Source organism: Clostridium tyrobutyricum (assembly GCF_019144085.1).
GTDB lineage: Bacteria > Bacillota > Clostridia > Clostridiales > Clostridiaceae > Clostridium_B > Clostridium_B tyrobutyricum_A.
Map to the genome: position 1 here is coordinate 15,694 of NZ_JAHHUY010000033.1, position 15,149 is coordinate 30,842.

At 32.2% G+C, this 15,149-nt stretch carries 14 protein-coding genes and 1 pseudogene; 14 read left to right on the plus strand and 1 reads right to left on the minus strand.

Annotated elements, in window-relative coordinates; all coding sequences use genetic code 11:
- Positions 1 to 11 precede the first annotated feature (11 nt).
- The 12 genes from KM800_RS12540 (at position 12) to KM800_RS12595 (ending at position 12,936) form a co-directional block, all read left to right on the plus strand.
- On the plus strand, positions 12 to 1,100 hold the full coding sequence (locus KM800_RS12540; RefSeq protein WP_217813393.1) for a 4Fe-4S binding protein: 1,089 nt from the start codon (positions 12 to 14) through the stop codon (positions 1,098 to 1,100).
- Complete coding sequence (locus KM800_RS12545; RefSeq protein WP_017753086.1) at positions 1,097 to 1,660, plus strand: nucleotidyltransferase family protein; 564 nt, start codon at positions 1,097 to 1,099, stop codon at positions 1,658 to 1,660. The genes KM800_RS12540 and KM800_RS12545 overlap by 4 nt, the downstream gene beginning before the upstream one ends.
- Before the next feature lie 33 nt (positions 1,661 to 1,693).
- Positions 1,694 to 3,814: a xanthine dehydrogenase family protein molybdopterin-binding subunit gene (locus KM800_RS12550; protein ID WP_217813394.1), complete on the plus strand. Its 2,121-nt coding sequence runs from the start codon at positions 1,694 to 1,696 to the stop codon at positions 3,812 to 3,814.
- Positions 3,798 to 4,283 carry a (2Fe-2S)-binding protein gene (locus KM800_RS12555; protein WP_217813395.1) on the plus strand — a complete coding sequence of 162 codons (486 nt, stop codon included), beginning with the start codon at positions 3,798 to 3,800 and terminating at the stop codon, positions 4,281 to 4,283. Before KM800_RS12550 ends, KM800_RS12555 begins: the two co-directional genes overlap by 17 nt.
- On the plus strand, positions 4,262 to 5,095 hold the full coding sequence (locus KM800_RS12560; RefSeq protein ID WP_217813396.1) for an FAD binding domain-containing protein: 834 nt from the start codon (positions 4,262 to 4,264) through the stop codon (positions 5,093 to 5,095). Before KM800_RS12555 ends, KM800_RS12560 begins: the two co-directional genes overlap by 22 nt.
- Positions 5,088 to 5,579 carry a nucleoside deaminase gene (locus KM800_RS12565; protein ID WP_217813397.1) on the plus strand — a complete coding sequence of 164 codons (492 nt, stop codon included), beginning with the start codon at positions 5,088 to 5,090 and terminating at the stop codon, positions 5,577 to 5,579. Before KM800_RS12560 ends, KM800_RS12565 begins: the two co-directional genes overlap by 8 nt.
- The gene (gene ade, locus KM800_RS12570) at positions 5,576 to 7,339 is read left to right on the plus strand and encodes an adenine deaminase (RefSeq protein WP_217813398.1); all 1,764 of its coding nucleotides are present in this window, start codon (positions 5,576 to 5,578) and stop codon (positions 7,337 to 7,339) included. Before KM800_RS12565 ends, ade begins: the two co-directional genes overlap by 4 nt.
- Positions 7,340 to 7,635: 296 nt before the next feature.
- A complete protein-coding gene (locus KM800_RS12575) occupies positions 7,636 to 8,730 on the plus strand; it encodes a FecCD family ABC transporter permease (protein WP_217813399.1) in 1,095 nt (364 codons plus the stop codon).
- Entirely contained in the window at positions 8,727 to 9,506 is a 780-nt protein-coding gene (locus KM800_RS12580) for an ABC transporter ATP-binding protein (protein WP_217813404.1), read from the plus strand. Before KM800_RS12575 ends, KM800_RS12580 begins: the two co-directional genes overlap by 4 nt.
- 75 nt (positions 9,507 to 9,581) lie before the next feature.
- Positions 9,582 to 10,673 carry an ABC transporter substrate-binding protein gene (locus tag KM800_RS12585; protein WP_217813405.1) on the plus strand — a complete coding sequence of 364 codons (1,092 nt, stop codon included), beginning with the start codon at positions 9,582 to 9,584 and terminating at the stop codon, positions 10,671 to 10,673.
- 209 nt (positions 10,674 to 10,882) lie between these two features.
- A complete protein-coding gene (locus KM800_RS12590) occupies positions 10,883 to 11,566 on the plus strand; it encodes a response regulator transcription factor (RefSeq protein ID WP_217813400.1) in 684 nt (227 codons plus the stop codon).
- Entirely contained in the window at positions 11,566 to 12,936 is a 1,371-nt protein-coding gene (locus KM800_RS12595) for a sensor histidine kinase (protein WP_217813401.1), read from the plus strand. The genes KM800_RS12590 and KM800_RS12595 overlap by 1 nt, the downstream gene beginning before the upstream one ends.
- Positions 12,937 to 13,051: 115 nt before the next feature.
- On the opposite strand, the pseudogene KM800_RS12600 reads toward KM800_RS12595, so the two are convergent.
- A pseudogene (locus KM800_RS12600) lies at positions 13,052 to 13,282 on the minus strand (MFS transporter); the annotation flags it as partial.
- Positions 13,283 to 13,525: 243 nt separating this feature from the next.
- On the opposite strand from KM800_RS12600, the gene KM800_RS12605 reads away from it, so the two are divergent.
- Both KM800_RS12605 and KM800_RS12610 read left to right on the plus strand, forming a co-directional pair.
- Complete coding sequence (locus tag KM800_RS12605; RefSeq protein WP_017753072.1) at positions 13,526 to 14,197, plus strand: DedA family protein; 672 nt, start codon at positions 13,526 to 13,528, stop codon at positions 14,195 to 14,197.
- Between the two features lie 231 nt (positions 14,198 to 14,428).
- Complete coding sequence (locus tag KM800_RS12610; protein ID WP_217813402.1) at positions 14,429 to 14,947, plus strand: phosphatase PAP2 family protein; 519 nt, start codon at positions 14,429 to 14,431, stop codon at positions 14,945 to 14,947.
- Positions 14,948 to 15,149 lie beyond the last annotated feature (202 nt).

The window sequence follows — 15,149 nt, forward strand, 5'->3', positions numbered from 1 at the left end:
AGTGATTTAGTATGGCAAAAACAAGTGTTAATATATGTGGAATAGAGTTTAAAAATCCTGTAATTGCAGCAGCAGGTCCACCTACAAGAGATGCAGAAATGATAATAAAATGTGCCAAAGGAGGAGTAGGTGGAGTTGTAAGCAAGACTATATCTACAGAGGCTGCTAAAATACCAAAACCATGTATGGCAACTTTTGGTGAAAAATTTTTAAATACGGAATTGTGGTCTGAACTGACTCCAGAACATTGGATTGAACATGAATATGAAAATTCAAGGAAGAGCGGCGTACCTATAATAGTAGGGCTTGGATACAAAGAAGATGAAATTGCAAACCTTGTTCCAAGAGTGGATAAATTTGCAGATGCATATGAAATATCAGCTCACTATGTAGGAAGAGATATACGCGCAGTTACCGGCCCACTTGAAGCTGCAAAAGCTCATACGGACAAGCCTGTTTTTATGAAGATAAGTCCTGGGGTAGCCGATGTAGGAAAGTTTGCATCAATGCTTGAAAGTGAAGGAGCAGATGGCATCGTAGCTATTAACTCTGTAGGACCATGTCTCAGCATAGATGTAGAAACTGGATTGCCAAGAATGGGAAGCCAACTGGGCTATGGCTGGATGACAGGTTCAGCTATAAAGCCCATAGCACTTAGACACGTATATGAAATATGTAAAGCTGTATCCATTCCGGTATTTGGTGTTGGAGGAGTTAGTTCTGGAAAAGATGCCATAGAGATGATAATGGCAGGAGCATCTGCCGTTCAGGTCTGTACAGAAGCTATAATACATGGACATGATGCTTTTGGTAAAATTGCTCGGGAAATAGATGAGTGGCTTGATTCACATGGATATAATTCCCTTGATGAAATAAGGGGGATTACTATAGGAAAAATGAAAAAAAGAGAGTCTGCACTTTATAAAACTGTATTTCCGTCAGTAATTCAAGATAAATGTATAGGATGTGGAAACTGCAAGACAAGCTGTATGTATGATGCTATATCAATTGCAGACAAGAAGGCATTTATAGATAGATCAAAATGCTTTGGATGTGGACTTTGTACTACAAAATGCAAATTCGGTGCTATAAAACTATGATGGTTGAGGGCATTGTTTTAGCAGCAGGGCTGTCTTCAAGAGCAAAAACTTTTAAAATGGCCCTTCCATTTAGAGGAAAAACCATTATTGAAAATTGCGTAGAGAACATGATGCAATATTGTAATAAAGTATATGTTATAGGTGGACACAAGATACAAATTATACAGAGAATATTAAAAGATTATGATAAAGTTAAGATAATATATAATTCCAATTATAAACAGGGCATGTATTCTTCTGTAAAAACAGGTATAACTAAACTTGAAGGAGACAAATTCTTTCTGACACCTGGAGATTATCCTCTGATAGATAAAAGTACGTATAATACTTTATTGAATAGATCAGAGGATATTGTAATACCCACATTTAAAAAGAAAAAGGGTCATCCTGTATTTATGGAAACGACAATTGGAAAACAGCTGCTATATGATAATTCCTATGACAATTTGAGAGATTTTATAAATTCAAAAGGATTTATACCGGTTGAGGTTGAAGATAGAGGCATAATTTTAGATGTTGATACTATGGAACAGTATAGACGATTGACAACTCAAAATTGACAGTTCACAGTTGAAAGAAGGGAGCTATTCATTATGGAAAATAATATAAGTGATTCTGTAATAAGATTTGATGCAGAAGAAAAAATATCGGGAAAAGCCAGATATCTTTCTGATATAGAATATGAAGATATATTATATGCTAAAACATTCAGATCCGATAGAGCAAAGGCTAAAATACTTTCTATAGATTTACCTGATATTCCAGAAGGATATTTTATTGTAGATAAAAATGATGTACCTGGAAAAAATGTAGTAAAAGTAATGTTTGATGACTGGCCAATTTTTGCAGAAGATCAAGTAAACTATATTGGAGAGGGCATACTTCTTGTAGTAGGACCAGATAAAAAAGTAATAATGGATATTATATCTAAAATAAATGTTAAATATGAAGAAATACCTGGAGTTTTTACTATAGATGATGCCTCACAAAAAGATGATAAATTCATAGAATACAAATATTCCAAAGGTGATATGGAAACCGCATCTAAAAATGCTGCTTATGTATTTGAAAATGAATATACTACAGGTTATCAGGAACATGTATATATGGAGCCCCAAGGTATTGTTGGAATTTATAATAATGGAAAAATTACCATTGATGGTTCCATGCAGTGTCCATACTATGTAAAAGATGCAGTTGTTCAGGCGATGGAGCTTGATTATGATAGAGTTCAGATACGACAGACCACTACAGGTGGAGGATTTGGAGGAAAGGAAGATTATCCATCACTTTTAGGATGTCAGATTGCAGTAGCAGCTTATAAGGTTAAAAAACCTGTAAAACTTGTATTTGAAAGAAATGAGGATATAATGTCCACCACCAAAAGACATCCATCTAAAGTTAGATTAAAAAGTTATGTAGACAAAAATTACAAGATAATTGGAATGGATGCCAATGTAAGATTGGATGGAGGGGCTTACTTCGGACTTTCAAATATAGTACTTCAAAGATCTCTTTTTGCAGTATGCGGAGTATACGATATAGCAAATGTTAAAGCCAGAGGCACAGCTCTTAGGACAAATAAAGTTGTATGTGGTGCTTATAGAGGATTTGGGGCTCCACAATCATTATTTGCAGTTGAGTTATTTATGGAATATATGGCAAATGAACTCAATATAGATCCACTGAAATTCAGAAGGATGAATTATGTTAAAAAAGGCAGAAAATCTCCTACAGGAGGAACATTTAAAGAAGACATATTACTGGACAAAATTATGGACAAAGTAGAGGAAATGTCTGATTACAAGAAAAAGTACAAGGATTATATGTCAGGAAATAAATTAAAAGGCATAGGTATGTCTGTATTTTTTCATGGCGGTGGTTTTACAGGAAATGGTGAAAGAGATATTATAAAAACCAAGTTAAAGATGAAAAAAAACAAGGACGATACTGTGGAAATACTTGTATCAAATGTGGAAATGGGACAGGGACTTGCAACTACTTTTAGAAAGATAGCTTCAAAAACTATTGATATACCAATAGAAAGAATAATATATAACAATCCTGATACGGATAAAGTACCTAATTCAGGACCAACGGTAGCTTCAAGGAGCATTCTTATAGTTGGAAAACTGATACAGGAGGCTTCTCAGAAGATAAAGGATCAATGGAGTGCAAAAGATGAATTTGAAGTTATAACTAGATACAGCCATCCGGAAGAAGTAGTCTGGGATGCAGACAAGTTTATAGGGGATGCATATAACACTTATGCCTGGGGTGCTAATGTAGTAGAGGTTGAAGTGGATCCACTTACTTATGAAGTAGCAATTAAAGGTGTATGGACTGTTTATGATATAGGAAATGCTATTGATGATAATATTGTGAAGGGACAGATAGATGGAGGAGTAACTCAAGGACTTGGATATGCCTCTATGGAAGTTTTAAAGTCAAAACAGGGAAAACTTGGTCAGGCTACATTTACAGATTATATTGTTCCTACAGCCATGGATTTTCCTAGGATACATCGTGAATTGGTAAACATGCCCTATTATAATGGACCTTTTGGCGCAAAGAGTGTTGGAGAACTGACTTTTGACGGAGCGGCACCAGCATATGCCATTGCAGTTGAAAACGCCATTGGAAAGCCGTTGAATGAAATACCGATAACACCTGAAACTATAATGGAGGTAATGAACAATGAAGATAAACTTTAATTTAAATAATAAAGATGTAGAAATTGAAGCTCCAGGTGTTAAGAGGTTGCTAGATGTTCTAAGAGATGATTTCAAGCTAACTGGAGTAAAAGAAGGCTGTGGCCAGGGAGAATGTGGTGCCTGTGCTGTTATAATAGATGGAAAATTGATTAATTCCTGCTGTGTTCCCATAGCCAATGTAATAGGAAGTAAAGTTACGACCATTGAAGGATTAAGGGATACAAGTGAATTTGAATTGCTTGACCAATGTTTTAAAGAGGCAGGTGCTGTTCAATGTGGATTTTGCATACCTGCAATGATAATGGCATCCTATGCCCTTTTAAGTGAAAATGAAGCGCCTACGGAAAATGATATAAGAAGGGGAATATCAGGCAACATATGTAGATGTACAGGATATAATATGATAATTGATGCTATAAAATTGGCAAGTGAAAGGGGGAGAGACATATGGAATGTTTTAAACCGCTAAATATTGAGGAAGCATTTGATATACTTAGTGTAAAAGATGCAATTATAGTAGCTGGTGGAACTGATGCCATGGTAAAGCGAAGAACTGAACCTGGAATTGTACCTGAATTTGAAAATGATGTAGTTTTTATAAATGGAATAAGAGAATTAAAGAATATCAACAGTGATGAAAATTATATATATATTGGAGCAGGTTGCACTTATACTGAGGCAGCAGAAAACGAACTTATACCAGATTGTTTTAAAACAGTAATAGATGATATAGCTACTCCTGCAATAAGAAATGCAGGAACTCTTGGAGGAAATATATGCAATGCATCTCCTGCTGCAGATATTCTTCCACTGCTCTATGCCCTTGAAGCTAAACTTTTAATAGAAAGTAAATCTGGAAATAGGACTATACCCATAGAAGATTTTGTAGTAGCTCCGGGAAGAACTGACCTAAAGAAAGGTGAAATATTGACTTGCATTAAAGTTCCGGTAAAAGAATACAATTTATTCTATTATAAAAAAGTTGGAACTCGTAAAGCTGCCGCTATTTCAAAGATATCCTTTGCTGGATTTGCAAATGTTACAACTGGTAAAATAAAGGAATTTCATGCTGCTTTTGGTTCCGTTGGTCCTACTACAGTTAGAGTAAAGAAAGCCGAAGAGAAAATAAAGGAAATGAATATAGATGAGGCACTGCAACTTTATGGAAGCTCTATAAATCCAATAGATGATCAGAGATCTACAGCTATTTATAGAAAGAAAGTTTCATTGAATTTGCTTAAAGATTTTATAGGAAAAGTGGAGGAAAAATATAATGGATAGAGTCAAGCATCTATATTACCTAAGAAGAGCAAATGAAATTGCCAAGAATTCACGTGATCATGGAAATACACCTTTTGGAGCACTGCTTGTAGATAAAGATGGTAATATACTTCTAGAGCAGGAAAACATAGAAATAACAACGAAGGATTGTACAGGACATGCTGAAACCTCGCTTATGAGAAGGGCATCACAAAAATATACAAAAGAGTTTTTAAAAGAGTGTACACTATATACTACATTTGAGCCATGTGCAATGTGTTCGGGAGCTATTTATTGGGGAAATGTAGGAAATGTAGTATATGGACTTACGGAAAAAGAACTTTTAAACCAGACAGGAAATGATGAGCAGAATCCAACTTTTGATCTTTCCTGCAGGGAGGTATTTGAAAGGGGACAGAAGGACATCAATGTAATAGGACCTTTTAATGAATTGAAGGATGAAATCTTGAAGACTCATGAAGGATATTGGGGGAATAATAATTGAAAACTTATTCTGAAATAAAAAATCTTATACAAAGTGGACTGGGAGAAATTTCCTGCAATTTAAAACTTTCAAATGTAAATTTGGTAAATGTATACTCTGGTGAAATATATAATACAAATATTTATATAAAAGATGATAGAATTGTTTCCATTGATCCAGAAGTTCAGCTGAAAGCAAAAAAATCTATAGATTGCGGCGGAAAATATGCTGTTCCTGGTTTTATTGATTCACATTTACATATTGAGACTACCCTGCTTTCTCCAGAGGCTCTTTCCGATGTGATAGTCCCCAAAGGTACAACTACTCTATGTGCAGACCTTATGGAAATTGCAAATGTATGTGGAATAGATGGAATCAAGGCACTTTTAAATTCCATAGAAAAATTACCTTACAGAACTTATATTGAAATTCCATCAAGAGTTCCTACGGCGCCGGGACTTGAAACTACAGGAGGAGTAGTTGGGTTAAGCGAAGTCCTGGAAGCACTTGACTGGAAAGAGACGATCAGCCTTGGAGAACTTGATCCATCCAAAATACTGTTTAAAAAAGAAGAGTACTTGAAGAAAATAGAAGCTACTCTTAGCAGAAGAAAAATAGTTAACGGGCATGCTATAGGAATAACTGGAAGAGATCTGAATGTATACTCTGCCTCAGGTATGAGTGACGATCATGAATGTGTGTCCTTTGAAGAACTTCTTGAGAGAATACGACTTGGAATGGACGTATTTATAAGGGAGGGAAGTTCTGAGAGAAATGTTGAGAGACTTATAAAAGGTGTTGTAGAAAATAAGCTTTCCTATGAGCATTTGATGTTTTGCACTGATGACAAGCATGCCAGTGATATAAAAAGTGAAGGGCATATAAATTACAATGTAAATAAGGCTATTTCCCTTGGAGTACCACCTGTAAATGCCATCCAGATGGCTACTATAAACGCAGCTAGACATTTTAGGCTGGAAGATGAAGTAGGAAGTATTACACCTGGAAGAAAGGCAGATATTCTAATAGTGGAAGATTTAAATAATATAGAACCGAGTATGGTATTTTTTGAAGGAAAACTTGTAGCAGAACAGGGAAAGCTAATTTCATCAAAAGTTAGTTCTGAGTACCCAAACTGGATAAAAAACACTGTGAAGTTCAATAAAACAATAACTCCAAAATCTTTTGAAATGAAATCTAAAAGTAAAAATTCAACTAAAGTAAATGTAATAGAACTTATTAAAGATCAGATAATAAATAAATGGACAACGGAAGAACTTGAAGTCAAAGAAGGATTAATTAAAAATAATTTACAGGAAGATATTTTAAAACTTGCAGTGGTTGAAAGGTATGGGAAAACTGGAGGTATTGGAATTGGATTTGTAAAGGGATTTCATATTAAAGATGGAGCACTGGCATCTTCTGTATCCCATGATCATCACAATATAGTATGTGTAGGTACAGATGACTACAATATATCACAGGCTGTTAATGAAGTTAAAAATATTCAAGGTGGCTTTGTGCTTGTAAAGCACGGAAAAGTTATTGGGAAAATGAATCTCCCTATTGGAGGACTTATGAGTTCTCATGATTCGGAATCAGTCATAGATGAGATTACCCACTTAAATAATCTTACCCGTCAGATAGGATGTACACTAGCTGCACCTTTTATGACATTATCATTTATTTCACTGCCTACTGTACCGGAACTTGGACTTACAGATATTGGACTTGTTGATGTACTCAAGCATAAAATTATTTCTACAGAAATTAAAATATGATTTAAATGTCAAAGAAGGTGGTTCTCCATCTTCTTATTATTTTGATACGTTATAACATCTTTTATAATAAATATCCTTAATCATTTATAAAATACTAATAAGTGATAAATAATCATAAAATATGACTATTAATTATCAATATTGCAATTAACATTAAAAAGTATTATTATATTACCAATGAACTTTTAGACAATATGTATTTAAACATAGTATTACTGATTTTATATATTAGGTTATAATACGCTATATTATGTTATGTAATTATAATACGATAAAGGGAAGATGGTGTGACGTTAATGAAAGAAGGCTTAGATACTTCTTCAACAAATATTAAAAAAGTGAGTAAATCCATGGTTAAAGAAAGTGGAAAAATTAAGAGAAATATATGCTATGCAAACTGGATATTTTTATTATTACTTATAATTACTTTTCTATTTTCCTTTACTGTAGGCACTTATAGATTATCAGTATCTGAAATTATAAATGTATTTTATGCTAAAATAACAGGGGCTCCTTCTTTATATGGAGCAAATGTAGAAAATGTAATATTTAGGGTTAGAATGCCCAGAATATTTGGAGCTGTATTTATAGGATGTGCTCTTTCAGCAGCAGGTGCAGCTTATCAGGGATTATTCAGGAATCCAATGGTAGCTCCTGACATACTTGGAGCTTCAGGAGGAGCAGGATTTGGGGCGGCTCTTGGTCTTCTACTTTCTTTCAGTTCCGTGGAAACTCAGATCATCTCATTTGCATTTGGATTAGCAGCAGTACTCATTACGCTTGGCATTAATTCAGCAATAAATAGGGGAGAAGAAGGATCTGTACTCAGTCTTATACTTACAGGTATGGTTATATCAAGTCTTTGTCAGGCCTTTATAGCTTTAATCAAATATGTAGGGGATACAGAAGACAAGCTACCTGAAATAACATTCTGGCTTTTAGGAGGGCTTACTACTACTACTTCAAAAGATATTCTAATTATGATTGTACCAATGTTTATTGGTTTAATTCCCCTATTTCTTTTAAGGTGGAATTTAAATGTACTTTCTTTTGGAGGGGAAGAAGCAAGATCACTTGGAGTAAACACTTATAGGATGAAGGCAATTGTAATAATCTGTTCTACGTTGATTACAGCTGCATCGGTTTCAATAGGTGGAATAATTGGATGGGTAGGACTTATAATACCCCATTTGGCTAGAATGATTGTAGGCCCAAATTATAAAGCTGCCTTGCCTGCATCTATGATTATCGGAAGTATATATTTATTGCTGGTAGACGACATAGCAAGGGGAATATTTACAGCTGAAATTCCACTTGGAATACTAACTTCATTAATTGGAGCTCCATTCTTTATATATTTACTTTTAAAAGGAAGAAGGGGATGGATATGATTTTGGATATACAGAATATATCCTGTGGATATGGAGTAAAAACTATAATAAGCGATATATCCCTAACTGTAAAGTCAGGTGAAATATTATGTATTCTAGGACCTAATGGTGCTGGAAAAACTACTCTTTTCAAAACTATATTGGGATTTTTAAAATTAAAATCAGGTAAAATATTGATAGATAATGAAGATATAAAAAACTGGGACAGAAAGAGAATAGCAAGAGCTATAGGATATGTCCCCCAGGCACATACTACCCCTTTCCCATTTACAGTTGAGGATGTAGTAGTTATGGGGAGAACGGCTCATTTAGGTGCTATGGGTTCTCCAAACAGCAAAGATATGGAAATTGCCGACAAAAATATAGAAATGCTTGAAATAAATTATTTGAAGCATAAAGTTTATACTGAAATAAGTGGAGGAGAGAGGCAGATGGTACTAATTGCAAGAGCACTTACTCAGGAACCGGATATTCTCATAATGGATGAACCAACTTCCAATTTGGATTTTGGAAATCAAATAAGGGTATTAAGACAGATTTCAAATCTTGCTAAAAAAGGACTGGCAATTGTAATGACTTCTCATTTTCCTGATCATGCATTTTTGTGTTCTACACAGGTGGCACTTTTAGAAAAGAACAATAAATTTAGTGTTGGAAGTGCAGATGATATTGTTACAGAGGAAAATCTCAAAAATGCCTATGGAGTAAATGTAAAAATTATAACTACTAATTCCAGTGATGGATACGAGATCAAATCATGTGTTCCATTATTGTAAAACTAATCTTAGCTATCAAAGACAGAAAATACTGTCTAGGATATAAATAATTATATTAAAGGATGTGGAATTATGATGAAAAATAAGAAACGTATCAGAAATCTAGCTATAGTTATGCTTTCTGCAGTTTCACTATTGGCTGGATGTGGTCAAGCCAGTACAAACTCTAGCAAGAGTTCTAGTGAAAATTCAACCAAGCAGACTGTTGTAATAGATTCAACTGGTGCAAAGGTAACTGTCCCTAACAAGATTACTAAAATAGCTGATGCATGGCCTGCACATAATGAAATAGTAGCAATGCTTGGTGGAAGTAGTAAAATAGTTGCAACTATTGATTCGAAGAAAGCATACCCTTGGCTTTATAAAGTATTTCCTGATATGAACAAGGCTCAGACTATATTTACTAATACAACTGTAAACACCGAAACCCTTGCAAAATTAAAACCAGATGTACTATTTATCCCAACTGAGTCTAAACTATTGGCAAAGACAAAGGAACTTGGAATTCCTACTGTTCAGTTGATATTCCAAAATTATGATGATTTGAAGAAAGTTGTAAATATAACAGCACAAACTCTTGGGGGCGATGCCCAGTCTAAAGCAGACAAGTACAATTCTTATTTAGACAACAGACTTAAATCAGTAAAGGCTGTAACTTCTAAAATACCAGATTCACAGAAACCAAAGATACTACATATAGAATCATTCAAGCCACTTACAATTGATGGAAAAGATACTATAGTAGATGATTGGATACAGGCAGGTGGAGGTAAAGATGCAGCTGAAATATCTGGAAATAAGAAACCTGCATCTATGGAACAAGTACTTAAGTGGAATCCTGATATTATAATAATGGGAAAAAGTGTTTTGAATGACAAGAATAGTCCTATAAAGAGTTTGGATGAATTATACAGCAATCCTCAGTGGAGTCAGGTAAATGCAGTTAAAAACAAGAAAGTATATGTAAACCCAATGGGAGTTTTCCTCTGGGATAGATATGGTATGGAATCAGCACTTCAATTTCAATGGCTTGCAAAATTGATTCATCCAGATCAATTCAAAGATCTTGATATGGTAAAAGAAACACAGAATTTTTATAAGACATTCTTGAATTACAATCTTACTTCAGATGAAGCAAATAAGATATTAAATGCTCAAAATCCTTAACAATAAATAGCATCAAAGAAAGAGGAAGGGATATGACCTTAAAGGTTAGCCCTTTCTTTTTTCATTACTTCTAATGTTATTTAAGATAATCTGACTATCATAATTGGATTTTTATGATTAAATATAACAATTTTTAATTTAATTTTAATCTGTTTAATATATAATATTAATGGGAAATACAGCTTAAATATTGTTTTAGAGGTGATTTTTTGAAGGATTATGAAATACTTATAATTGAAGATGAAAAGAAAATGTCAATGTTTATTCAAATGGAACTTGATCACGAAGGATATGCTACTGATGTTGAATATAATGGAAGAGATGGATTGAAAAAAATACAGAATAAAAATTATAATCTTGTGCTTTTAGACATAATGCTGCCTGAACTAAATGGAATAGAAGTTTGTAGGAGAGTAAGACAGTTTTCCAAGGTTCCAATTATAATGATAACTGCTAAAGATGATGTTACAGATAAAGTAATGGGTTTGGATATCGGAGCAGATGATTATCTTACAAAACCATTTGCGATAGAAGAGCTTTTAGCTAGAATAAGGGTTATAAGGAGAAACAACGTTGAAAAATCCGGCAATCATGAGTATAAAGTAAATAATCTAATAATGAATACTAAAACACATGAGGTTATAAGAGGTGGAAAATTTATTGAACTTACCAAGAAAGAATATGATCTGCTGGAATTTCTTTTGAAGAATAAAAATGTAGTTTTAACAAGAGACAGACTTATTGAAAAAATTTGGGGATATGATTATTTTAGTGATACTAATGTAGTTAGTGTATTTATAAGATATCTTAGAAGTAAAATTGATGATGGATTTGATGATAAATTGATAACTACTGTAAGAGGGGTCGGATATGTAATAAGAGGAGATAAATAATGAACTTGAATTTAAATATAATAAGAAATGCAAAGATATCTGTTAAACTGACTGGAATATTTGCCATTATGTTCTCTGTGATGTTGACAATATCTAGTGCTTACATATTGAATGGAGTAAGGCATTATCTATATACACAGGCAAATAAACGTGTAGAAGATGTAAATTCAATAATAATCAACAGATTAAAATCAAACAGAAATTTATCAAATAATGCGCTTTTTTCAGATATAATGCCAAACGAAAATATATTTGTAAAAGTTATAGATAGTAATAAAAAAATAATTAATGCGTCCAATGAATTTGATTACAATTTAAAAATTTCTAAACCATATGGAAAAGCAAGACATATTGAAAGTCAGGAAAGGCATCTTACTTATTTGAATGCAAAAATTTCGGATAAAAATGATAGAAACTTATATATACAGATAATTAAGGACATGGATAATGAATATGATTTCTTAAAGGTATTGTTCCTTTTCATGGCTGCAGCAGATCTATTTGGAATAATTTTATCCGTTTTATTAGGGTATATTATAAGTAAAAAAATGTTGAATCCAATTGATGATATTACAAAAACTGCTGATGATATAAGCATTAATAATTTGAAAGAAAGAATAAGCATAAAGGGACCAAATGATGAACTGAGAAGGCTTGCTGCAACATTAAATAATATGATTGATAGACTTCAAGGTTCTTTTAACAGGCAGATTCAGTTTGTATCGGATGCATCTCATGAGCTCAGGACACCAATAGCTATAATTCAAGGATATGCTGGCCTTTTAGATAGATGGGGAAAGAATGACAGAGCGGCTCTTGAAAAGTCTATTGAAGCCATTAAATCCGAATCATACAATATGGGCAAACTTGTAGAAAAATTGCTTTTTCTGGCTCGGGGCGACAATAAGTCACAAAAGATAGAAAAAAATAAATTTCACCTTAATAAACTGATAGATAAAGTTGTGGAGGAAACTAGACTCATAGATAAAAAACATACTATATCAAATACTAACAATGAAAATATACAGATTATTGCAGATTATAAGCTTATAAAACAATTAATTAGAATAATTGTGGATAACAGCGTAAAATTTACGGCGGAACACGGTAATATAGATATAAGTTCCATTAAATCCGGGCAATACATTAATATAATAATAAGTGATACTGGAATAGGTATTCCGAAGAATGAAATCCATAAAATATTTGATAGATTTTATTGTGTAGATAAATCGAGATCTAAAGATCTTGGAGGAAGTGGTCTTGGATTATCTATTGCCAAGCAAATTATTGAAATATATAATGGAGACATTGATGTTAAGAGTGAAGAGGGAAAAGGTACAAAAATAACTATAAGTTTAAATATATGATTGAAGATTGCATATTATTGATTGCACGTCATTAGCTTAACTTAGCACGTTTATGTAGTATATTTTTAACTTCATTTATATCTCTTGCATTATTCTTTGCCATCTTTATATAAGCTAAAATAGTTCCTATAATAACAAGTAACTTTCTATTGAATTTACCTGTAAGATAACCCCATAGAATTGATGAAAAAGATGTAACTAAAATGTTAACCTCTGAAATAATTCCCAATGAAGAAATTTGAACATTCATATCTTTTGCTATAGAAGAAAAAAGTGGTGGAAATAATCCTATGATAATATTATCAAAGGCAGCTAAAGCTATAAAAACAAAAACAGTGTAAATCATTTTTATATTATTGATGTCAAAAATCCACAGCTCCTTTACTTTTCAGATCTTATTATAATCCATTTTTTAATCAAATATTAAAATTTAATATAATTTTAATTAAGTTTTAATATTGATTTATGCTTGATTATGTAAAATTATATATAGATGGTAGAAAGTTTCTACAATAATATTATTGGTAGTATCCATTAAAAGTTAAATTAAAAATATTTAACTCTTAAATAACAGAAGGGAAGAAAAGTTATGAGTATTATCGGAAATCTGATTAACATTGTACTACATCTTGACAAATATTTGAATATTATAATGCAGAATTATGGCTTATGGACATACGGTATAATATTTTTGATTGTATTTTGTGAAACAGGACTGGTTGTTACACCATTTTTACCAGGTGATTCTATTATTTTTGCAACTGGAACGCTTGCTTCAGAAGGTATTATGGAAGTATTTACACTGTTTATGGTATTTTTTATTGCGGCAGTAATAGGTGATACCGTTAATTATTATATAGGCAAAAAGGTTGGAAATGGTATTCTAAAAAAGGGAAATATAAAATTTATAAATAGAGAATATCTTGATAAGGCACATAGATTTTATGAAAAACATGGAACTGCAGCCATAGTAATAGGAAGGTTTATTCCAATAATAAGAACATTTGTGCCATTTATAGCTGGGATTGGAGAGATGAAGTATTCAACGTTCATAATTTATAATATGTTGGGAGCATTTTTATGGATATGCTTATTTTTAGGTGGAGGATACTTTTTTGGAAATTTGCCAATTGTAAAAAATAATTTTTCCTATGTATTGATTATCATTATAATAATATCGCTTATTCCAGCGGTTATTACATTTATAAGAGGAAAGAAAAAGGATAATCATAGTGACGATATTGTCAATACGGAAATCTGATTTTTCATAAATGTAAATATATTTAATGTAAATACAATAGTTCCTTAAATAATATGGATATAAGATAATAAGTGTATTGCAAACAAATTATTATTAAATTTATCATAATATAAATGTTAAATTCATTGCATTTCAAGTTCTCAAGTAGGTATCCAATAGTATTTGGATACCCACTTTCATATAAAAGATCTATAGAATATATATTTTTGTAGAAAAGGGATGAAAATAATTATGTTGATGTTACAGAGATTTGATATGTATATATTGTCTATTATCAATAAATATTTGAGAAATAAATACATGGACACATTTATGTGTATCATGACAAAATTAGGGGATATGGGTGCTATTTGGATTGCAATAGCTTTTATTTTACTACTGGACAAAACATATAGATACATGGGAAAGATTATAATAATAACTTTGGTTGTAAGCACAGTCCTTGGAGAGGGGATATTGAAACATCTGATAAAACGTTTAAGACCATGTAATGAAAAAAAGGATATGGAACTTATAATTAAGAAGCCAGTGTCATTATATTCATTTCCTTCAGGACATACTTTATCTTCTTTTGCAGTGGCAGGAGTCCTGTCAACATATTTTATACAATATAAGCTGATTTTTATTGCACTAGCATCTTTAATAGCTCTGTCCAGGATATACTTGTACGTTCATTATCCTACAGATATTATAGGCGGAATTATAATTGGATTAATGTGCTCAAAATTTATTTTTATGTTTTGTAACTGATATCATAGAAATAAAATAATATATAGTTTTATTTTTTATTGTATTTAAAATCCCATCTCAGAAAAACTAAAATACTACTATATTGTAATTGTTATGGAAAACTTTCTATAATATTAATGCTATCTTAATTTATATGTACTAAAATAATTAACGATAATTATCATAAAATTTAGGAGGATGAATAAAAATGTATCTGCTACTT